The 458-nt window shown below is 64.6% G+C and carries 1 protein-coding gene; it reads left to right on the top strand.

What is annotated here, in order from left to right; translation table 11 throughout:
* Window positions 1–440 (top strand): aminotransferase class III-fold pyridoxal phosphate-dependent enzyme (locus EOB36_RS34020; protein WP_128286597.1); only part of this gene is annotated, 440 nt, incomplete at its 5' end.
* Between the last annotated feature and the right edge of the window lie 18 nt (window positions 441–458).

Below are 458 nucleotides of genomic sequence, written 5' to 3'. Positions count from 1 at the left end.
CATTGGCGACCTTCCGCAACGCTTTCCGTTACTTCAACACCTTTGGCGGCAATCCGGTTTCCTGCGCGGTGGCCAATGCCGTCCTCGACGTCATCGAGCAGGACGATCTCGTCGCCAACTCACGCGATGTCGGCGCCTATGCGCTCGGTCTGCTGCGCCCGCTGGCCGAGCGCCATGAATGCATCGGCGAGGTCAGGGGCGCCGGCCTGTTCTTCGGCGCCGAACTGGTTCACGACCGCGAGACGCGCGAGCCGGCGCCCGACATTGCCGAGCAGGCCGCCAACCGCATGCGCCATCGCGGCGTGCTGATGGGCAAGACTGGTATCCACGGCAATGTGCTGAAGATCCGCCCGCCAATGCCGTTTTCACGCGACAATGCCGACGTCCTGATCGGGCTGCTTGACGAAGTGCTTGGTGAAGTCGGCGGAGTGAAGGCGTGAGCGCTGTTTCCGCGCAGT

The organism is Mesorhizobium sp. M6A.T.Cr.TU.017.01.1.1, assembly GCF_004023115.1.
Classification (GTDB): domain Bacteria; phylum Pseudomonadota; class Alphaproteobacteria; order Rhizobiales; family Rhizobiaceae; genus Mesorhizobium; species Mesorhizobium mediterraneum.
The sequence above is the reverse complement of the archived record's forward strand: the minus strand, read 5'-3'. Positions and strand labels throughout refer to the sequence as shown.